The organism is Pseudomonas sp. I8001, from assembly GCF_013385345.1.
Classification (GTDB): domain Bacteria; phylum Pseudomonadota; class Gammaproteobacteria; order Pseudomonadales; family Pseudomonadaceae; genus Aquipseudomonas.
The window spans coordinates 32377-51311 of record NZ_JACAQC010000010.1; the positions used below are offsets into that span (position 1 = coordinate 32377).

The 18935-nt window shown below is 60.5% G+C and carries 18 protein-coding genes; 12 read left to right on the forward strand and 6 right to left on the reverse strand.

Annotation, left to right across the window (positions count from 1 at the left end):
* The first annotated feature begins 112 nt into the window (after positions 1-112).
* Positions 113-1495: an MFS transporter gene (locus HX839_RS09650; RefSeq protein WP_003214260.1), complete on the forward strand. Its 1383-nt coding sequence runs from the start codon at positions 113-115 to the stop codon at positions 1493-1495.
* Between the two features lie 60 nt (positions 1496-1555).
* Here HX839_RS09650 and HX839_RS09655 read toward each other — a convergent pair whose 3' ends face one another.
* The 4 genes from HX839_RS09655 to flgA all read right to left on the reverse strand — a co-directional run bounded on the left by HX839_RS09655 (position 1556) and on the right by flgA (position 4147).
* Positions 1556-2305, reverse strand: coding sequence for a flagellar brake protein (locus tag HX839_RS09655; RefSeq protein ID WP_177066986.1), 750 nt, complete (start codon positions 2303-2305; stop codon positions 1556-1558).
* A 95-nt stretch (positions 2306-2400) separates the two neighbouring features.
* Positions 2401-2868, reverse strand: coding sequence for a flagellar protein FlgN (flgN, locus tag HX839_RS09660; RefSeq protein WP_003214256.1), 468 nt, complete (start codon positions 2866-2868; stop codon positions 2401-2403).
* 48 nt (positions 2869-2916) lie between these two features.
* The gene (flgM, locus tag HX839_RS09665) at positions 2917-3240 is read right to left on the reverse strand and encodes a flagellar biosynthesis anti-sigma factor FlgM (protein ID WP_003214254.1); all 324 of its coding nucleotides are present in this window, start codon (positions 3238-3240) and stop codon (positions 2917-2919) included.
* A gap of 142 nt (positions 3241-3382) precedes the next feature.
* Positions 3383-4147, reverse strand: a complete 765-nt coding sequence (gene flgA / locus HX839_RS09670; protein WP_032899382.1) for a flagellar basal body P-ring formation chaperone FlgA — start codon at positions 4145-4147, stop codon at positions 3383-3385.
* Between the two features lie 80 nt (positions 4148-4227).
* On the opposite strand from flgA, the gene HX839_RS09675 reads away from it, so the two are divergent.
* The 6 genes from HX839_RS09675 (at position 4228) to flgE (ending at position 9228) form a co-directional block, all read left to right on the forward strand.
* Positions 4228-5160, forward strand: coding sequence for a chemotaxis protein CheV (locus HX839_RS09675; RefSeq protein ID WP_003214250.1), 933 nt, complete (start codon positions 4228-4230; stop codon positions 5158-5160).
* Positions 5161-5203: 43 nt separating this feature from the next.
* A complete protein-coding gene (cheR, locus tag HX839_RS09680) occupies positions 5204-6031 on the forward strand; it encodes a protein-glutamate O-methyltransferase CheR (protein ID WP_003214248.1) in 828 nt (275 codons plus the stop codon).
* 234 nt (positions 6032-6265) lie between these two features.
* A complete protein-coding gene (gene flgB / locus HX839_RS09685) occupies positions 6266-6673 on the forward strand; it encodes a flagellar basal body rod protein FlgB (protein WP_003214246.1) in 408 nt (135 codons plus the stop codon).
* 3 nt (positions 6674-6676) lie between these two features.
* Positions 6677-7129, forward strand: a complete 453-nt coding sequence (flgC, locus tag HX839_RS09690; RefSeq protein WP_003214244.1) for a flagellar basal body rod protein FlgC — start codon at positions 6677-6679, stop codon at positions 7127-7129.
* A gap of 16 nt (positions 7130-7145) precedes the next feature.
* On the forward strand, positions 7146-7874 hold the full coding sequence (flgD, locus tag HX839_RS09695) for a flagellar hook assembly protein FlgD (RefSeq protein WP_003214242.1): 729 nt from the start codon (positions 7146-7148) through the stop codon (positions 7872-7874).
* Between the two features lie 31 nt (positions 7875-7905).
* The gene (flgE, locus tag HX839_RS09700) at positions 7906-9228 is read left to right on the forward strand and encodes a flagellar hook protein FlgE (RefSeq protein ID WP_087694478.1); all 1323 of its coding nucleotides are present in this window, start codon (positions 7906-7908) and stop codon (positions 9226-9228) included.
* A 364-nt stretch (positions 9229-9592) separates the two neighbouring features.
* Here flgE and HX839_RS09705 read toward each other — a convergent pair whose 3' ends face one another.
* Positions 9593-12490: a ribonucleoside-diphosphate reductase subunit alpha gene (locus tag HX839_RS09705; RefSeq protein WP_008435294.1), complete on the reverse strand. Its 2898-nt coding sequence runs from the start codon at positions 12488-12490 to the stop codon at positions 9593-9595.
* Between the two features lie 804 nt (positions 12491-13294).
* Here HX839_RS09705 and HX839_RS09710 point away from each other — a divergent pair.
* Both HX839_RS09710 and HX839_RS09715 read left to right on the forward strand, forming a co-directional pair.
* Complete coding sequence (locus HX839_RS09710; protein ID WP_177066987.1) at positions 13295-14020, forward strand: response regulator; 726 nt, start codon at positions 13295-13297, stop codon at positions 14018-14020.
* Positions 14017-15627, forward strand: coding sequence for an ATP-binding protein (locus HX839_RS09715; RefSeq protein WP_003214234.1), 1611 nt, complete (start codon positions 14017-14019; stop codon positions 15625-15627). Before HX839_RS09710 ends, HX839_RS09715 begins: the two co-directional genes overlap by 4 nt.
* Here HX839_RS09715 and HX839_RS09720 read toward each other — a convergent pair.
* On the reverse strand, positions 15624-16340 hold the full coding sequence (locus tag HX839_RS09720) for a 4'-phosphopantetheinyl transferase (protein WP_102369713.1): 717 nt from the start codon (positions 16338-16340) through the stop codon (positions 15624-15626). The genes HX839_RS09715 and HX839_RS09720 overlap by 4 nt on opposite strands.
* Before the next feature lie 180 nt (positions 16341-16520).
* Between HX839_RS09720 and HX839_RS09725 the strand changes: the two genes are divergently transcribed.
* Genes HX839_RS09725 through HX839_RS09735 form a run of 3 tightly spaced genes read left to right on the forward strand, consistent with a single transcriptional unit; the run spans position 16521 to position 18868 of the window.
* Positions 16521-16829 carry a hypothetical protein gene (locus tag HX839_RS09725; protein WP_003214230.1) on the forward strand — a complete coding sequence of 103 codons (309 nt, stop codon included), beginning with the start codon at positions 16521-16523 and terminating at the stop codon, positions 16827-16829.
* A gap of 18 nt (positions 16830-16847) precedes the next feature.
* On the forward strand, positions 16848-17525 hold the full coding sequence (locus tag HX839_RS09730; protein WP_003214228.1) for a response regulator transcription factor: 678 nt from the start codon (positions 16848-16850) through the stop codon (positions 17523-17525).
* Positions 17522-18868, forward strand: a complete 1347-nt coding sequence (locus HX839_RS09735; protein ID WP_023659245.1) for an ATP-binding protein — start codon at positions 17522-17524, stop codon at positions 18866-18868. Before HX839_RS09730 ends, HX839_RS09735 begins: the two co-directional genes overlap by 4 nt.
* Positions 18869-18935 lie beyond the last annotated feature (67 nt).

An 18935-nucleotide genomic window follows, 5' to 3' on the forward strand; every position in this document is an offset into this window, starting at 1 on the left:
ATGAGCAAAATATTCCCCGGCAACCGCATGTTTTGGCTGTCCGGACCCGACGACGCGGGACTATCATTCCGGTAGTCCTGACACCCACAGCAAGGAGCCGCTCGGAACGCCGATGCGCCAGATCTGGAAACCTTTTCGAGCCCTTTATTTTGCTTCCCTGATGATGCTGATCGGCTCTGGCCTGCTCAGTACTTACCTGGCCTTGCGCCTGGCGGCAGATCATGTCGACAGCCTGTGGGTCGGTGCGTTGATGGCCGCCAACTATTTTGGCCTGGTGTTGGGGGGCAAGATAGGTCACCGCCTGATTGGCCGCGTCGGGCATATCCGGGCCTACGCCACCTGTGCCGGGATCGTCGGCGCGGCGGTGTTGGGCCACGGGCTGATCAACTGGCTGCCAGCCTGGATTGTGCTGCGGATGATTGTCGGCCTGGGCATGATGTGCCAGTACATGGTCATCGAGAGCTGGCTTAACGAACAGGCTGAAGCCAAGCAGCGCGGTGCGGTGTTCAGCGGCTATATGATCGCCTCGTACCTGGGCCTGGTGCTGGGCCAGTTGATCCTTGTGATGCACCCGCAGTTGGGGCTTGAGTTGCTGATGCTGGTCGCGCTGTGTTTTGCGCTGTGCCTGGTGCCGGTGGCCATGACTCGCCGCATTCACCCGGCGCCGTTGCATCCGGCGCCGATGGAGCCGCGCTTCTTTATCAAGCGGGTGCCGCAGTCCCTCAGTACGGTGTTGGGGGCCGGGCTGATCGTCGGCTCGTTCTACGGTTTGGCGCCGCTGTACGCGTCTCAGCAAGGGCTGACCACCGAGCAGGTCGGCCTGTTCATGGGTAGCTGCATTTTCGCCGGGCTGCTGGTGCAGTGGCCATTGGGCTGGCTGTCCGATCGATATGACCGCGCGCTGTTGATTCGCTGTTTCGCCTTGTGCCTGGCGGTGGCCGCGTTGCCGTTGGCGATCATGACCCAGGTACCACTGGAAGTGCTGTTCGTCGCGGGCTTTCTCTGTTCCCTGGTGCAGTTCTGCCTGTACCCGCTGGCTGTGGCGTTTTCCAACGACCACGTCGAGGGTGATCGCCGGGTGTCGCTCACTGCGATGTTGCTGGTGACCTACGGCATCGGCGCCAGTGTCGGCCCGCTGTTGGCCGGTGTGGTGATGAAGCTGTTCGGCAGCCATATGCTGTATGCGTTTTTCAGCGTGTGCGCATTGATCCTGGTGTGGCGCATCCGGCCCAAGGCGGTCACCAACCTGCATCAGGTGGACGACGCACCCCTGCATCACGTGGCGATGCCCGACAGCATGTCCAGCTCGCCCCTGGTAGCATGCCTCGATCCGCGAGTGGACGAACAGGTGGTGCAGGACCAGATGCAGACCGCCGTTGTGGATCCCGAGCCGGAAGTCGATCCCGAGCTGGATCAGCCGGAGCCTGTCACCGAGCCACCAGAGCATCCGGACCCGGATGATCACCCCCACGACTTGAGCAGGGCGCGCCCCTGAAAGCAAAAACGGGCAGCCCCCTTGAGGGACTGCCCGTTTTTTTGTCGCGACCTTTATTGTTTAAAGGTCGTCGTCCTTGTCAAACCGGCGCGCTTCACGCTGCAGTTGATACACAAACCGCTCGACCTGACGCTGCACCAGCCCGCTCATGTTATGAAAACGTAGGCCGGCGAAGGTGGTGTTGATCCTTTCTTCGAAGTGCAGGTAACGCAGTTCTACCGAGGTGGTCATGCTGCCAAAGGGTAGCGCGGCGATAAATCGGTCGTAGACCTGGCCCAGTTGCAGGCGCTCGGAAATATCCCCTTCGAAGCGCAATTTGCAGCCGGTGGCGGAAATATCCAGCAACTTGCCGCTGATGGGGGCCTTGAGTTTGTCGCCGCCCAGTTCGACGCTCACCAGTTGCGCCAGCTTCAACGCCGCGCGGAAGGCGTTGCGACGCTGATGGTAAATCACCTCGCCAGGCATGCTGCCGCGGTAAATACGGTGGCCGCCGGCTTCATCGAGGGTCAGGGTGCCGTTGCTTTCCCAGGCTACCCGCACACCATCGTGAAAACCTTCGATCCGGAAAGCTTCGCCATTCTCGAGGTAGCGTTCGCCGTCGCGCGGGACCATTTCGTCCAAGGCCAGTGTCTTGCTGTCCCGGTCGATTTCCACCAGGTAGCTTTGAAACCGCTGGTTGCGTTCATGGAAGGTGATGATCAGCGGATCATGGCTTTCTTGCAGCATCCGCAAGGTGCCAGCGATTTCCAGCGGCGTGGTGAGTACCTTGGGTGGCTGCGGAGCATCTTCCGCGTTAAGGGTGTTGAACACGGTTCTTCCATCTCCAGACAAAATACGACTACACGCAAGTGCTGTCATTTTGCCAGTATGTGGCGCGACTTGGATAGGGCGCGCTCAAACTGGTTTCAGGCTTGGCTGCGGGTGCTTGGCTTGGCCAGGCGTGAGGTGGAGCCTTGAGCGTTGTAGAGAGCCGGAGGCTCGCCGCCGTGGAGGATACGCAACTGATTGGCGGTCGTGGCTTGCTGAAGCTGGATGGCCTGGCCGTTGAGGAGGTTGGTTTCCTGGCACAGGGTCAGCAACTGGTTGAGTTCTTTGCTCTGGGCCAGCAACTGGTCGCCCACCGTGGAGTGGCTGGCGAGTTGTTCCAGGCCCTTGTGGTCGGCCGTGAGGCCCAGGCTGATCAGAATCTGGCTGCGCTTCTTGCCGTGCTGTTCCAGCAGGACGATCAGCGATTGCTTGCGCGCCAGGATTTCTTCCAGCATGCGCATGTCCCGGCCGTACAGGGCCAGTGATTCTTCTCGAAGGAGCTCCAGCAGCTGCTGTGCGGGAGGCAGGTCTTCAATGATCAGTTGTAGCAAGTTTTCGTCGTGCATGGCTGGCCTTGGGGTTTAAGCGTCCAAAAGCCTGGCGCAGGCCTTTGCCTAGCGCTCGGCTTCGAAGTTAAGCAGTTTGCTGGCTACACGGTTGCTGTCGACCTTATAGCTGCCATCGGCAATCGCCTGTTTCAATTCGGCCACACGGGCTTTATTGACAACTGGCTGATCGCTCAGCGAGTCAGTGACCTTCTGCAACTGTTGAGCCTCATTGCTCAGGTGTACCGATTCCCCGCTTTGGCTCGCACCGGCCTGTTCTGTCTTGGCAGGCAGAGGCTGGGACTTGGCTTCAACGCTGTCTTTGGCACCGTTGGTGCGCGAAGAACCGGGCGTTGGCAGGGCGTTATTCAAACGACTGAAATCGATGACCATGTTAAAAAAACCTCTGGGTATTTGGACGCTTGCCATGTTTTCGGCCATACCCGGACAAACTTTAGGCTCGATTGACAATAAACCTATGCGCGATGCCGCTTTGCGCACAGTGTAGGAAAAGCTGGCGTCCGATGCCAGTGATCTATAAAGCCACCTCAACCTGCCCCGGCGCAGTCACCCGGGCCTTGATCACGCGGTTGGAATTCAGGTTCTTGACGCGAATCTGTTCACTCATGCCGCCGTTGGACAGGGCTTCCCCCGGCATTTTTACATTCAGGCCACCGCTGCTGGCGGAAATCACCACCTGGTCACCTTTGCGCACGACTTCGGCCTGCTCGAGATGGACCAGGGTAATCACCTGGTCGGCGACCATTGGTCGGGTAAGTTTCTGCCCGAGTGCCTGGTCAAGGGACGTGAGGTAGCTCTGGGTGATCATGCTGATGTCGCGCTCGCGCATCGCGACGTCATCATAACCAATGATTCCGGTACGTTTCAGCGGGCGCGTCACCACCACCACTTCGCGAAACAGTTTGACCTGGGCGGGCACGAACACCGTCCAGGGCGAGGCGCCTTCGCAGCGCACTTTCACGGTCACGCGCCCGATGGGCTGGGCGGGGCTTTCCAGGGAAGCTGTCAATTCTCTGTCGCACATGGGCATGCGCAGGCGCGGATCCAGCTGGTTGACCTGGATTTCGTAGCGGCCCGGTGTCTGCGTCGTGGCCAGATAATCTTCTACAGTGAACTCAAGAAAGCCTTGAGTGACGCCGATAAGCAGATCAGGCAAGGTGACGTTATCGGCGCGGGCCGGCTGGCCCGTAGCCAAGGCAAGCAACGCCATCGAGACGCAGAGCAATCTGCGGTACTGTGGGGATCGGAGGCGTCGGGAAACTGTCGTTTTGATGTCCATGGCCAATAAAAAAGCAAAGCTCGTGCCGTTTAGTGTTGGGTACGCGTCGTACCCCTAAGTTTTAGCGTAGGAGTCTGGGCATGGCCGGTGTAATGGATTCAGTGAACCAGCGCACACAGCTGGTGGGGCAGAATCGCCTGGAGTTGCTGTTGTTCCGTCTGGACGGCAAGCAGCTGTACGGGATTAATGTCTTCAAGGTTCGCGAAGTGCTGCAGTGTCCCAAGCTGACAATAATGCCCAAGTCCAGCCCGGTGGTTTGCGGTGTGGCCAACATTCGTGGCGCGACCATCCCGATTCTTGACCTGGCAATGGCCACCGGTTCGGCGGGGTTGCAGGACCGCGAGAGCCCGTTCGTGATCATTACCGAGTACAACACCAAGACCCAGGGTTTCCTGGTGCGCTCGGTGGAGCGCATCGTCAACATGAACTGGGAAGAGATCCATCCGCCGCCCAAGGGCACCGGTCGCGATCACTACCTCACGGCGGTGACGCGGGTCGACAACCAGTTGGTGGAAATCATCGACGTGGAGAAAATCCTCGCCGAAGTGGCCCCGACCTCGGAGGCGATATCGGTGGGTGTGGTAGACGCCGAAACCGCGCACAAGGCGATCTCGCTGCGGGTGCTGACGGTGGACGACTCTTCGGTTGCGCGCAAGCAGGTGTCCCGTTGCCTGCAGACCGTTGGGGTCGAAGTGGTCGCGCTCAATGACGGTCGCCAGGCCCTGGATTACCTGCGCAAGCTGGTGGATGAGGGCAAGAAGCCGGAAGAAGAATTCCTGATGATGATCTCCGACATCGAGATGCCGGAAATGGACGGCTACACCCTCACGGCCGAGATACGCAACGACCCGCGCATGCAAAAACTACATATCATCCTGCATACTTCGTTGTCGGGTGTATTCAATCAGGCGATGGTCAAGAAGGTCGGTGCCGATGACTTCCTGGCCAAATTCCGCCCTGATGACCTGGCATCCCGGGTAGTCGACCGGATCAAGGCAGCAGATCACGGCTAGGGGCCTTTTCCCTGGCGGTCACACGATTTAAGAGGCGGTATCATTGTCTACGGGTAATTTGGATTTCGAACAGTTCCGGGTCTTCCTGGAAAAGGCCTGTGGCATATTGCTCGGTGAAAACAAGCAGTACCTGGTATCCAGCCGTCTCAACAAACTGATGGAGCAGCAAGGCATCAAGTCCCTCGGCGAGTTGGTGCAACGGATCCAGGGCCAGCCACGCAGCGGGCTCAAGGAGATGGTGGTCGACGCCATGACCACCAACGAAACCTTGTGGTTTCGCGATACCTATCCGTTTGAAGTGCTCAAGAACAAGGTGCTGCCCGAGGCGATCAAGGCCGCTCCCGGCCAGCGCCTGCGCATCTGGTCGGCCGCCTGTTCGTCGGGACAGGAACCGTATTCGATTTCGATGGCCATCGATGAGTTCGAGCGGACCAACATGGGCCAGTTGAAAGCCGGGGCGCAAATCGTGGCCACGGACTTGTCCGGCACCATGCTCACCAACTGCAAGACCGGCGAGTACGACAGCCTGGCGCTGGGGCGCGGGTTGTCCCAGGAGCGCTTGCAGCGTTTCTTCGACCCCAAGGGGGCAGGGCGTTGGGCGGTCAAGGCGCCGATCAAGAGCCGGGTGGAGTTTCGTTCGTTCAACCTGCTGGACAGTTATGCCAGCCTGGGCAAGTTCGACATGGTGTTTTGCCGCAACGTGCTGATCTACTTTTCGGCCGAGGTGAAGAAAGACATTCTGTTGCGCATCCACGGCACCCTCAAGCGTGGCGGTTATCTGTTCCTGGGGGCTTCCGAGGCGCTGAACGGTTTGCCGGATCATTACCAGATGGTGCAGTGCAGTCCTGGAATCATTTACCAGGCCAAGTGATGAGTGCTTGGACAAAAAGGGAGGCCTGCACAGGCCTCCCTTTTTTTATGGCCGCAAAGCGGCAAGCCCTCATTGCCGCTTTACTGGCGTTTCGCGGAAACCCTTTGCCGCTTTTCTGGCATTGCCGCCGGCAATTCCCTCGCAAACCCTTGATTTACGGGGCTCAAGCAACTTGGCATGGCCCTTGCTAAATCCTTGTTACGAAAAGCAGGTCAGCCCCTAAAGGTTTCCGCCATGAGCATCAGCTTCGATAAAGCGCTCGGTATCCACGAACAAGCACTGGGCTTTCGCGCCCAGCGTGCCGAAGTCCTGGCCAACAACATCGCCAACGCCGACACCCCGAACTACAAGGCTCGGGACCTGGACTTCTCTGCCGTGCTCGCTGCCCAGCAAGACAAGACCAAGAACGGCACCTTCGCCCTGAACATGACCAACAGCCGTCATATCGAGGCGCAAGGCCTGGGCAATGGTGACGAGTCGCTGCTGTATCGCACGCCGATGCAACCGTCGATCGACCAGAACACCGTGGACGCCCAGTTGGAGCAATCGGCCTACGCCGAGAACTCAGTGAACTTCCAGGCCAGCTTTACCCTGCTCAACAGCAAATTCAAAGGGCTGATGTCAGCCCTGCGTGGAGAATAAGCCATGTCCCTCGCCAGTGTTTTCAATATTGCCGGTAGTGGCATGAGTGCGCAGACCACGCGCCTCAACACCGTCGCCAGTAACATCGCCAACGCCGAGACCGTGTCTTCGAGCATCGACCAGACCTACCGTGCCCGGCACCCGGTGTTCGCCACCATGTTCCAGGGCGGCCAGGGCGGCCAGAGTGGCAGCGGCGATTCGCTGTTCCAGAACCAGGATGCCGCAGGCCAGGGCGTGCAGGTGCTCGGTGTGGTCGAAGACCAGAGCAACCTCGAAGCCCGATACGAGCCGAACCACCCTGCCGCGAACGAAAAAGGGTACGTGTACTACCCCAACGTCAACGTGGTCGAGGAAATGGCCGACATGATTTCCGCCAGCCGCTCGTTCCAGACCAACGCGGAAATGATGAACACCGCCAAAACCATGATGCAGAAGGTCCTGACCCTGGGTCAGTGATAAGGGGCGCCAAATAATGGCCATTGTTGATAACAGTTCGACGAACACGGCAGTCCAGGACCTTTTCAACTCCAAGGTCAAGACGGCGACAGATAACACCAGCGTCGGTGACGCCGCCAAGTCGGCGACGGGCAACCAGGCGATGGGCAAGGACGCGTTCCTGCAATTGCTGGTGACCCAGCTGAAAAACCAGGACCCGCTGTCGCCCCAGGACAATGGCGCGTTCGTCGCACAGTTGGCGCAGTTCAGCAGCCTGGAAGGCATCAACAACCTGAATGACTCGGTGAATGCGATTTCCAGCAACTTCAGCTCCTCCCAGGCGCTGCAGGCTTCGTCGCTGGTGGGGCGTTCGGTCATCACCCAGACCGACAAGGCGATGGTGGATACCAGCAAGAGCATGACCGGTTCCGTGGCGGTGACGGCGGCGACGGGCAACGTCTCCGTCAAGATCACCGACAAGGATGGCAACGTCGTTCGCACCATCGACATGGGCGCCCAGAGCGCCGGCAACTCCAGCTTCGTCTGGGACGGCAAGACCGATGCGGGTGAGACGGCGCCACCCGGCACCTACACCTTCAATGCCACCACCAAGAATGACAAGGGTGACTCGGTGGCCCTCGCCACCTCGCTGCCGGCAACGGTGACCAGCGTAACCCTGGGCACGAACGGCGCTGAAATGGTGCTGAACCTGGCGGGCGGCCTGGGCAGTATCAAGCTGTCGCAAATTCAGACTATCGGTACATAGAGCCGGCTAAATACGGCAAAAGGAGAGAACAATGTCTTTTAACATCGGCCTTAGCGGCCTCTATGCGGCCAACAAACAACTGGACGTGACGGGCAACAACATCGCCAACGTCGCGACCACCGGCTTCAAGTCCTCCCGTGCGGAATTCGCGGATATCTACGCGGCTTCCAAGCTGGGTACCGGCCAGAACAGCGTCGGCAACGGCGTGAACCTGGCGGCCGTGTCCCAGCAGTTCACCCAGGGTGACGTCAACAACAGCGGCGGCACGCTCGACATGGCGATCCAGGGCGGCGGCTTCTTCGTGCAGAAGGGCAGCGACGGTTCGCTGGAATACACCCGCAACGGTGCGTTCCGGGCCGACAAGGACGGCTACATCACCAACAACACCGGCACCTCGCGCCTGCAAGGCTACGCAGCGGATGCCGATGGCAACATCCAGAAGGGCGGCTTGACCGACCTGCAGCTCAACCTGTCGTACCTGCCACCGAAGGCTTCGAGCAAGGTGGATTCCACCAGTAACCTGAACTCCTCCGAGACGGCGATCGACCAGACGGCGCACCCGTTTGATCCGACCAAATCGGACAGCTTCACCACTCAATATTCCACCACGCTGTACGATACGCAGGGCAACGCGCATCCGATGGTGCAGTACCTGGTGAAGACCGACTCCAACACCTGGAAGTCCTACACCCTGATCGATGGGCGCAACCCTGACGGCTCGCCGATCAGCGGCACCGGTACTGACGTGAAGGCGCCAGTTGCCTCGACGCTGTCGTTTGACACCTCCGGCAAGCTCACCGGGATCGTTACCCCGCCAGCCACCGCTTCCAATACCACCCTGACCATTTCCGACTGGAAGCCGGGCGGCCTGGTCAATGGTGTCTGGACGCCTAACGGTGCGGCCGCCAACGCAGACGGCGTGGCCGTCAACATGGGGAACATCACCCAGTACAACTCCGCCACCTACCGCAACCCGCCGACCACCGATGGCTATGCCACCGGGCAAATCACCGGGCTGAAAATCGACGGCAGCGGTGTACTGTTCGCCACGTTCAGCAACCAGCAGAGCAAGGCCATCGGCCAGATCTCCCTGGCCAGCTTCAACAACGAGCAGGGCCTGCAGCCAGCCGGCGGCACCACCTGGAAAGAAACCTTCGCGTCGGGCCAGCCGGGTTTTGATACCCCGCAAGTCGGTACCCTGGGTTCGATCGTGGCCAACTCCCTGGAGAACTCCAACGTCAACCTGACCAACGAGCTGGTGGACCTGATCAAGGCCCAGAGCAACTATCAGGCGAACGCCAAGACCATCTCCACCCAAAGCACCATCATGCAGACCATCATTCAGATGACCTGATGTTGTCGCTTTAACTCGCTTTACCGAAAAGCCCCTCGCGTGAGGGGCTTTTTTTTGGATGTTCAGATAACGCCTATAGGTGGGGGCGTCACAGGCGGATACACGGCTGTCGGAACGGTACAAGGCCAGCCGGGCGATATCTGGAGCGGATTCAGTCAGGGCCCTGGCGGCAACTGCATCACTGTTTCAGCGATAAAAGCCGCCATGATGCACGTCGGCCAGAAGCCCACCGATGTTTTCAAGGAGGTGAAATACCTGCGCGAATCGCGACGGTGTTGTTCCAGGCAAAAGAAAACCCCCGATACGCCGTAGGCCTATCGGGGGTTTTTCAACCTTGGGTGGTTATACCCAGGGTGTGCTCAGCTTATTGGCAAGCTTCGCAATCCGGCTCGTCGATCGCGCAGGCTTTAGGCACTGGCGCCGGGCCGGCAGGTGCGGCGAGAACCGAATCATCACCGTGGTTGCCGCCGCTGGAAACAGCGTTCAGCTTGCCGGTGTTGATGGTCGACTTCTCGGTGCTGGTGGCAGCCAGAGCGCGGAGGTAGTAAGTGGTTTTCAGGCCACGGTACCAGGCCATGCGGTAGGTCACGTCGAGCTTCTTGCCCGATGCGCCGGCGATGTACAGGTTCAGCGACTGAGCCTGGTCGATCCACTTCTGGCGACGGCTGGCGGCGTCGACGATCCACTTGGTGTCCACTTCGAAGGCAGTCGCGTAGAGCTCTTTGAGTTCTTGCGGGATGCGCTCGATCTGCTGCACCGAACCGTCGTAGTACTTCAGGTCGTTGATCATGACCGAGTCCCACAGGCCGCGGGCTTTCAGGTCGCGAACCAGGTACGGGTTGATCACGGTGAATTCGCCCGACAGGTTCGATTTCACATACAGGTTCTGGTAGGTCGGTTCGATCGACTGCGACACGCCAGTGATGTTGGCGATGGTGGCGGTCGGTGCGATGGCCATGATGTTGGAGTTACGAATGCCTTTCTGCACACGGGCACGTACCGGCGCCCAGTCCAGGGATTCGTTCAGGTCAACGTCGATGTACTTCTGGCCACGTTGCTCGATCAGGATCTGTTGCGAATCCAGCGGCAGGATGCCTTTGGACCACAGCGAACCCTGGAACGTCTCGTAGGCGCCACGCTCGTCGGCCAGGTCGCAGGAAGCCTGGATCGCGTAGTAGCTGACCGCTTCCATGGACTTGTCGGCGAACTCGACTGCAGCGTCCGAACCGTAGGGAATGTGCTGCAGGTACAGCGCGTCCTGGAAGCCCATGATGCCCAGGCCGACCGGACGGTGCTTGAAGTTGGAGTTTTGCGCCTGGGGTACCGAGTAGTAGTTGATGTCGATAACGTTATCGAGCATGCGAACAGCGGTGTTCACGGTGCGTTCCAGCTTGGCGGTGTCCAGCTTGCCGTTGACGATGTGGTTCGGCAGGTTGATCGAGCCCAGGTTGCAAACGGCGATCTCGTCCTTGTTGGTGTTCAAGGTGATCTCGGTGCACAGGTTCGAGCTGTGGACCACGCCCACGTGCTGCTGCGGGCTGCGCAGGTTGCACGGGTCTTTGAAGGTCAGCCATGGGTGGCCGGTTTCAAACAGCATGGAGAGCATTTTGCGCCACAGGTCTTTGGCCTGGATGGTCTTGAACAGCTTGACCTTGCCCGGGTATTCGGTGAGGGCTTCGTAGTACTCGTAGCGCTCTTCGAAAGCCTTGCCGGTCAGGTCGTGCAGGTCCGGTACTTCGGATGGCGAGAACAGGGTCCACTTGCCGTCATCGAAGACGCGCTTCATGAACAGGTCAGGGATCCAGTTGGCGGTGTTCATGTCGTGGGTACGACGACGGTCATCACCGGTGTTCTTGCGCAGCTCGATGAACTCTTCGATGTCCATGTGCCAGGTTTCCAGGTAGGCACATACAGCGCCCTTGCGCTTGCCACCCTGGTTCACGGCTACGGCGGTGTCGTTCACTACTTTGAGGAACGGTACAACGCCCTGGGACTTGCCGTTGGTGCCCTTGATGTACGAACCCAGTGCACGCACCGGGGTCCAGTCGTTACCCAGGCCGCCGGCGAATTTGGACAACATGGCGTTGTCGTGGATCGCGTGGTAGATGCCCGACAGGTCATCCGGCACGGTGGTCAGGTAGCAGCTGGACAGCTGTGGACGCAGGGTGCCGGCGTTGAACAGGGTCGGGGTCGACGACATGTAGTCGAAGGACGACAACAGGTTGTAGAACTCGATGGCACGGTCTTCTTTCTGCTTCTCTTCGATCGCCAGGCCCATGGCCACGCGCATGAAGAACACTTGCGGCAGTTCGAAGCGGATCCCGTCCTTGTGGATGAAGTAACGGTCGTACAGGGTTTGCAGGCCCAGGTAAGTGAACTGCTGGTCGCGCTCGTGGTTGATCGCCTTGCCGAGTTTTTCCAGGTCGAAGGTGGCCAGAATCGGGTTCAGCAATTCGAATTCGATACCCTTGGCGATGTAGGCCGGCAGGGCCTTGGCGTACAGGTCGGCCATCTCGTGGTGGGTGGCGCTGTCGGCGACTTTCAGGAAGCCCAGGCCTTCGGCACGCAGGGTGTCCATCAGCAGGCGCGCGGTGACGAACGAGTAGTTCGGCTCACGCTCGACCAGGGTACGGGCGGTCATCACCAGTGCGGTGTTGACGTCGGTCAGGGCCACGCCGTCGTACAGGTTCTTCAGGGTTTCGCGCTGGATCAGGTCGCCATCGACTTCTTCCAGGCCTTCGCAGGCCTCGGTGATGATGGTGTTCAGGCGGCCCAGGTCCAGCGGTGCAAACGTACCGTCGGCCAGGGTGATGCGGATCGACGGGTGAGCTTGTACGGCAGCTTCTTCGGCCGGGGAACGTACGGCACGTTCCTTGGCGCGCGAGTCACGGTAGATCACGTAGTCGCGGGCGACTTTCTGCTCGCCGGCACGCATCAGGGCCAGTTCGACCTGGTCCTGGATTTCTTCGATGTGAATGGTGCCGCCCGATGGCATGCGACGCTTGAAGGTTGCGGTGACCTGTTCGGTCAGGCGGGCAACGGTGTCGTGGATGCGCGACGAGGCAGCAGCGGTGCCGCCTTCAACTGCAAGAAACGCTTTGGTGATCGCGACGGTGATTTTGTCATCGGTGTAAGGAACGACAGTGCCGTTACGCTTGATCACACGCAATTGGCCGGGCGCGGTGGCGGACAGATCCAGGTTCGAATCAGCGGCCTGCGGCACGGAGCCCTGCGGGTTCTCGCGAGTTGTGTCGGTTTGCATGGGGGGTTGTCTCCACATTCTATATTTATTTGGGCACCATCACGGTGCCCACCGTTCCGTCCTGAAGCACTTACAACAGGCCTGGGGCCTGGCATAACAACTTCGGGACAGGAGGAAGGGAGCTGTTCGCGCCGCTTCCATGCCGAAGTCTTCGGTTACAAGCCTTGGGGCTCTTTACCGTATTCCTGGTGGGTGACAGTTTCGTACTGCAACACCCGTACCGTTTTCGCCTGATCGGGGCAGAAAACGGCTGCCATCCGCGTGCGCGGTTTGGTCTTCTGAAAAAGGCTTAAGTTCACCAAACAGGAGCAAGAAAGAGCTTGAGTTTCTTGTCTGATTTGTGTTTGGTCTTTTCGCTGAAAACCCTACATGTAGGGTTTTTTTGGCGACGACCTACAAGATAATGCGTTTTTGGGGGCTTAGCAACGGACTACCTGTGGATAACGCTGTGGGTAAAATGTGTATGAAACGTGGAATGGCCGTGTAGGCCGCAGTACTGCTGCATTGCGCCGTTTGTCACCGAATATTCCGAGGTAAAAACAACCGGTTGGATTTTTGCGGGCGCGAACCCTATCACAAAAAAACACGATGTCCGAACGCATTTGCGCGCTTGTGGCAGAGGGCCTGCCCGTTGCTACAATCGGCGGTTATCCATACAGTTTATGCCTCGCCTACATGACAACTGTAGGAGCGGGCTTGCCCGCGAAGGACGTCAACGATGACGCTGGAAACCTGAATAAACGCGGCGCCCTCGAGTTTTCTCGGGCAAACCCGCCCCTACAATAATTACAACCGAGGTAACGCATGGAGCAAGAAGCCTGGCAGGTATTGATTGTCGAGGACGACGAGCGACTGGCCGAGTTGACCCGTGACTACCTGGAGAGCAACGGCTTGCGGGTGTCGGTGGAAGGCAATGGCGCCCTCGCGGCGGCGCGGATCATCGCCGAGCAGCCGGACCTGGTGATCCTCGACCTGATGTTGCCCGGTGAAGACGGCCTGAGCATTTGCCGCAAGGTGCGCGAGCACTACGACGGGGTGATCCTGATGCTGACCGCGCGCACCGACGACATGGACCAGGTGCTGGGCCTGGACATGGGCGCCGACGATTACGTGTGCAAACCCGTGCGTCCACGCCTGTTGCTGGCACGCATCCAGGCCCTGCTGCGGCGCAGCGAAAGCGTCGAGCCGGTACTCCCCGAAAAACAGCGGCGCCTGCAATTCGGCCCGCTGGTGGTGGACAACGCCCTGCGTGAAGCCTGGCTGCACGAAGGCGGCATCGAACTGACCAGCGCCGAATTCGACCTGTTGTGGCTGCTGGTGGCGAATGCCGGGCGGATCCTGTCCCGGGAAGAAATCTTCACCGCCTTGCGCGGTATTGGCTATGACGGCCAGGACCGCTCCATCGACGTGCGCATCTCGCGCATCCGCCCGAAAATCGGCGACGACCCGATCCACCCACGCCTGATCAAGACCATTCGCAGCAAAGGCTATCTGTTCGTCCCCGAAGCCGCGGCTGACCTGACGCCGTGAACTCAATCTTCCTGCGCATCTACGGCGGCATGTGCGCGGCGCTGATTCTGGTGGCGTTGCTCGGCGTACTGGCCTTGCACCTGCTCAATGAAGTGCGCAGCGGCCAGTACCGCGAGCGCCTGGCCCACGGCACCTTCGCGCTGATGGGCGACAACCTGCAACCCATGAGTGCCATCGAGCGCCGCCGCGCCCTGGCAGTGTGGGAGCGCTTGCTGGGTATCCCGCTGCAATTGCAGACCGTGGCCGAGGCGCACCTGGACCTGACCCAGCGTAGCCGTCTGCAACGCGGCCAGGTGTTGGTGGAGCAAACCGGGCCTCACGCGGCCAGGGTGCTGCGCTTGGTCAGTGACCAGGAGCAACTGTTGCTGACCGGTGAAGTGCAGCAAATCAGCGAACAACTGGCCCGCGCGACGATTTACCTGCTGGCCGATGAGCTGGTGCGTTTCCCGGTGGCGGAGCAACCGCAGAAACTCGCAGACCTGAAGGAAGCCAAGGGCTTTGGTTTCGAGATGCACCTGGTGATGCTCAATCAGGCTGATATGGACGAAGACCAGCGCCGCCGCGTGTCCGAAGGCGATACCGTGATGGCCCTGGGCAAGGGTGGGGATTCGATCCGGGTATTTGCCGGCATGGTCGGCACGCCGTGGGTCCTGGAAATCGGCCCGCTGTATCAGATGAATCCGTACCCGGCGCAATGGCTGATCCTGATTGCGCTGATCAGCCTGACCTTGATCGGCTTGATCGTCTATTTATTGGTGCGCCAGCTGGAGCGGCGCTTGAGTGGCCTGGAAGCCGCCGCCACGCGCATCGCCAAAGGCAGCCTTGAAGTGCGGGTGCCGGCCCGCGGCGCCGATTCGGTGGGGCGCCTGGCGGCAGCGTTCAATGGCATGGCCGAGCACCTGCAACGCCTGTTGGCAATTCAGCGCGAACTGGTGCGGGCGGTGTCCCATGAACTGCGCACCCCGGTGGCGCGCCTGCGGTTCGGCCTGGAGATGATCGGCGACGCGGCCACGCCTGAAGCGCGGCGCAAGTATATGGAGGGCATGGACAGCGACATCCAGGATCTCGATGGCCTGGTGGACGAAATGCTCACCTACGCGCGGCTGGAACAGGGGGCGCCGGCACTGAATTTCCAACGGGTCGACCTCAATGCGTTGCTGGATCAGGTGATTGATGAACTGTCACCGCTGCGCCCGGAAATCAACGTGGCGCGGGGCATCTGCCTGTCCTCGGCGCATTGGGATGATGCATGGGTGGAGGCCGAGCCGCGCTACCTGCACCGTGCCCTGCAAAACCTGGTGAGCAACGCCATGCGCCACGCCCAGGGGCAGGTGCTGATCAGTTACCAGGTGGGCCAGGTGCGTTGCCGCATCGACGTGGAAGACGACGGGCCGGGCGTACCGGAAAGTGCCTGGGAGCGGATTTTCACGCCGTTCCTGCGCCTGGATGACAGCCGGACCCGCGCGTCGGGTGGGCACGGCCTGGGGTTATCCATTGTGCGGCGGATCATCTATTGGCACGGCGGCCGGGCGTTGATCAGCAAGAGCAACAATCTGGGTGGCGCGTGTTTCAGCCTGAGTTGGCCACGGGATCAGGAGAAGGTCTAGGCCTGGACGGCCACCAGGCTCAACAACTGCCCCTCATCCACCGCAAACTGCGCCTCCAGTTCCTTGCCATGGCACCATTCTGCGGACAAGTCCGTCAGCAACCGCAGCCGCGCATGGCCGGTATCCGACCACTCCAGCAACTCGGCATGCTCAAAATAAAAGCGCTTCTGCACGATCGGGTAGAGCGCCTTGAACAGGCTCTCTTTCGCCGAAAACGTCAGCGTCACCAGTTGCGCAACCTGCTCCCGCGGCCCGGCGGCCATGCGCAGCAATTCATCCGGTGTGAGGATCTCCCCGGCCAGGCGTTCCGCCCGCTCCAGGGTCAGCAGGTTCTCCAGGTCCATCCCCAGCCCGCGCCACTGTGACTTGTGGGCGACGATGGCCGCTGCATGGCCGGTGCTGTGGGTGATCGAACCGCTGATGTGCGCGGGCCAGACCGGCGCGCGGTCCTCGCCGATCGCCGGCACGCAATCCAGCCCGTCCAGCTGTTGCAGGGCCGCGCGGGCGCACAGGCGACCGGCCAGGAACTCCGCCTGCCGCTTGGCCACCGAACGCTGGATGCTCGCGGGTGGCGGCACGGCGCTGCGCTGGAAATCGCCGATGGCCAGCAGGGCCGGGTCAAAACGGGTGCTCAGCAAGACCGTGCCGGGCAAGGCATCGGGCAACGGCCAATGGGCGTCAAGTGGGGTGCAGCAGGCGGGTAGGGAATTCATGCCGAGTATTTTGCCGAGTTGCAGGGCCGCTGGATAGCCTGCGGCCGGGGATACGTAAATAACTCTTTACACAGTAGCCGGCCTCGGTTCAGCCGAGGTTCAGAGAGTGTTCAGGGGGAGTTCAGGGGCGTCTGCGTAGTCTGGCCCCGTACCCAAAGCCCAAGCGTATGAGGTAGCACCATGACTGCGATCAAGAAGCTGATGTTGGCCTTAACCATGCTCAGCGCCACCGCTGGCGTCCAGGCCTCTGATTCGAGTTTCGCGGGTTTCTCCAAGGAGAAGAGCAAAAAGCCCTACAGTCTTCTCCAGCGGGTGAGCTTCGAGGATGCCGGTGAACAGGCGGCTCCATGGGGCCAGTCCCTGGGCCAGCACACCCCGCAGTCAGACTATCGCGTGGGCAACGAAAACCTGTCAGGTCACTTCAACGGCAGTAAATTGCGCCAGCAAGACCTGCAGGGCCGCTATGATATACCCCAGTTGGAAAGTTGATTTGCCTTGGAGAGCTTTATGAAATTGCTGGTTGTCGAAGATGAGGCGTTGCTGCGCCATCACCTGTTGACCCGCCTTACCGACAGCGGTCACGTGGTCGAGGCCGTCGCCAACGCCGAAGAGGCGCTGTACCAGACCGGGCAATTCAACCACGACCTGGCGATCATCGATTTGGGCCTGCCCGGCATGGGCGGCCTGGACCTGATCCGCCAATTGCGCGCCCAGGCCAAGACCTTCCCGATCCTGATCCTGACCGCCCGTGGCAACTGGCAGGACAAGGTTGAAGGCCTGGCAGCAGGTGCCGACGACTACGTGGTCAAGCCGTTCCAGTTCGAAGAGCTGGAAGCGCGGATGAACGCACTGTTGCGCCGCTCCAGCGGTTTCACCCAATCCACCATCGTCGCCGGGCCGTTGCTGCTGGACCTCAATCGCAAGCAGGCGTCCCTCGACGAACAGCCACTGGCGCTGACCGCCTACGAATACCGCATCCTCGAATACCTGATGCGGCATCACCAGCAAGTGGTCGCCAAGGACCGCCTGATGGAACAGCTCTACCCCGATGACGACGAGCGTGATCCGAACGTGATCGAAGTGCTGGTGGGCCGCCTGCGCCGCAAGCTGGAAGGCCCGGCGGGTTTCAAGCCGATCGACACCGTGCGTGGCCTGGGCTACCTGTTCAATGAGCGCTGCCGTTGATTCGCTCGCTACGTGTACGTTTGATGCTCGCGGCCACCATCCTGGCCGTGCTGTTTATGCTGGCCTTGTTGCCGGCCATGCAGGGCGCCTTCAGCCTGGCCCTGCAGGACTCCATCGAGCAGCGCCTGGCGTCGGATGTCACGACGCTGATTTCGGCTGCCCGGGTTGAAAACAATCGCCTGCTGATGCCCGCGCAGCTGCCGGACGAGCGTTTCAACCTCACCGACAGCCGCCTGCTGGGCTACATCTATGACCGCGAAGGCCATCTGGTCTGGCGGTCGCGCGCCACACAGGAAGAAAACATCAACTACAAGCCGCGCTATGACGGGCGCGGCAACGAGTTTGCGCGGATCCGCGAGGCCAACGGCCAGGAATTTTTTGTCTATGACGTCGAGGTCAAGCTGCTGGGCGGCAAGAGTGCGGCGTTCAGTATCGTCGCCCTGCAACCGGTGCGTGAATACCAACTGACCCTCGAAGGCCTGCGGGAAAACCTCTACCTGGGCTTCGGCGCCGCCTTGCTGGTGCTGCTGACCCTGTTGTGGCTGGGCCTGACCTGGGGCCTGCAGGCGCTGCGCCGGCTGAGCCAGGAACTGGATGAAATCGAAGGCGGTACCCGGGAAAGCCTCAGCGAGCAACACCCGCGCGAGCTGCTGCGCCTGACCGGCTCCTTGAACCGGTTGCTCCACAGCGAGCGGGAGCAACGCACCCGTTACCGCGATTCCCTGGATGACCTGGCCCACAGCCTGAAAACCCCGTTGGCGGTGTTGCAAGGCGTGAGTGAAGACATGGCCCAGCGCCCCGAAGATCGGGACCAGGCCTGGGTACTGCAATCGCAGATCGAACGCATGAGCCAGCAGATCAGCTACCAATTGCAGCGCGCCAGCCTGCGTAAAAGCGGCCTGGTGCGCCACCAGGTGCGGCTGGAGCCGGTGCTGCAAAGCCTGTGCGACACGCTGGACAAGGTTTATCGCGATAAGGGCGTGAAGGTCGCCTTTGAACTGCCGGACGAATGCGACGTGCCGATCGAGAAGGGCGCCTTGCTGGAACTGCTCGGCAACTTGCTGGAGAACGCCTATCGCCTGTGCCTGAGCGAAGTGCGCATCACCTTGCAGGAAAGCCTGGAGGGCACCGAGTTGTGCATCGAAGACGATGGCCCCGGCGTGCCGCCGGACCAGCGTGCGCGCATCCTGCAGCGGGGCGAGCGGCTCGACCGCCAGCATCCGGGGCAGGGGATTGGCCTGGCGGTGGTCAAGGACATCATTGAAAGCTATGGCGCCCGGCTGACCCTTGGGGATTCACCGCTGGGTGGTGCTGCGTTCAAGATCCACTTCCCGGCTGTTTGATCTTTATTGGCTGTGCCGGCCTCTTCGCGAGCAAGCCCGCTCCCACATTCGATGGCATTCCCAAGGT

Excerpts from the sequence above, each read along its gene's own strand:
- HX839_RS09650 (WP_003214260.1), top strand. The coding sequence starts at position 113 with ATGCGCCAGATCTGGAAACCTTTTCGAGCCCTTTATTTTGCTTCCCTG.
- flgN (WP_003214256.1), bottom strand. The coding sequence starts at position 2,868 with ATGCACGACGAAAACTTGCTACAACTGATCATTGAAGACCTGCCTCCC.
- flgM (WP_003214254.1), bottom strand. The coding sequence starts at position 3,240 with ATGGTCATCGATTTCAGTCGTTTGAATAACGCCCTGCCAACGCCCGGT.
- flgA (WP_032899382.1), bottom strand. The coding sequence starts at position 4,147 with ATGGACATCAAAACGACAGTTTCCCGACGCCTCCGATCCCCACAGTAC.
- HX839_RS09675 (WP_003214250.1), top strand. The coding sequence starts at position 4,228 with ATGGCCGGTGTAATGGATTCAGTGAACCAGCGCACACAGCTGGTGGGG.
- flgB (WP_003214246.1), top strand. The coding sequence starts at position 6,266 with ATGAGCATCAGCTTCGATAAAGCGCTCGGTATCCACGAACAAGCACTG.
- flgC (WP_003214244.1), top strand. The coding sequence starts at position 6,677 with ATGTCCCTCGCCAGTGTTTTCAATATTGCCGGTAGTGGCATGAGTGCG.
- flgD (WP_003214242.1), top strand. The coding sequence starts at position 7,146 with ATGGCCATTGTTGATAACAGTTCGACGAACACGGCAGTCCAGGACCTT.
- flgE (WP_087694478.1), top strand. The coding sequence starts at position 7,906 with ATGTCTTTTAACATCGGCCTTAGCGGCCTCTATGCGGCCAACAAACAA.
- HX839_RS09705 (WP_008435294.1), bottom strand. The coding sequence starts at position 12,490 with ATGCAAACCGACACAACTCGCGAGAACCCGCAGGGCTCCGTGCCGCAG.
- HX839_RS09710 (WP_177066987.1), top strand. The coding sequence starts at position 13,295 with ATGGAGCAAGAAGCCTGGCAGGTATTGATTGTCGAGGACGACGAGCGA.
- HX839_RS09720 (WP_102369713.1), bottom strand. The coding sequence starts at position 16,340 with ATGAATTCCCTACCCGCCTGCTGCACCCCACTTGACGCCCATTGGCCG.
- HX839_RS09725 (WP_003214230.1), top strand. The coding sequence starts at position 16,521 with ATGACTGCGATCAAGAAGCTGATGTTGGCCTTAACCATGCTCAGCGCC.
- HX839_RS09730 (WP_003214228.1), top strand. The coding sequence starts at position 16,848 with ATGAAATTGCTGGTTGTCGAAGATGAGGCGTTGCTGCGCCATCACCTG.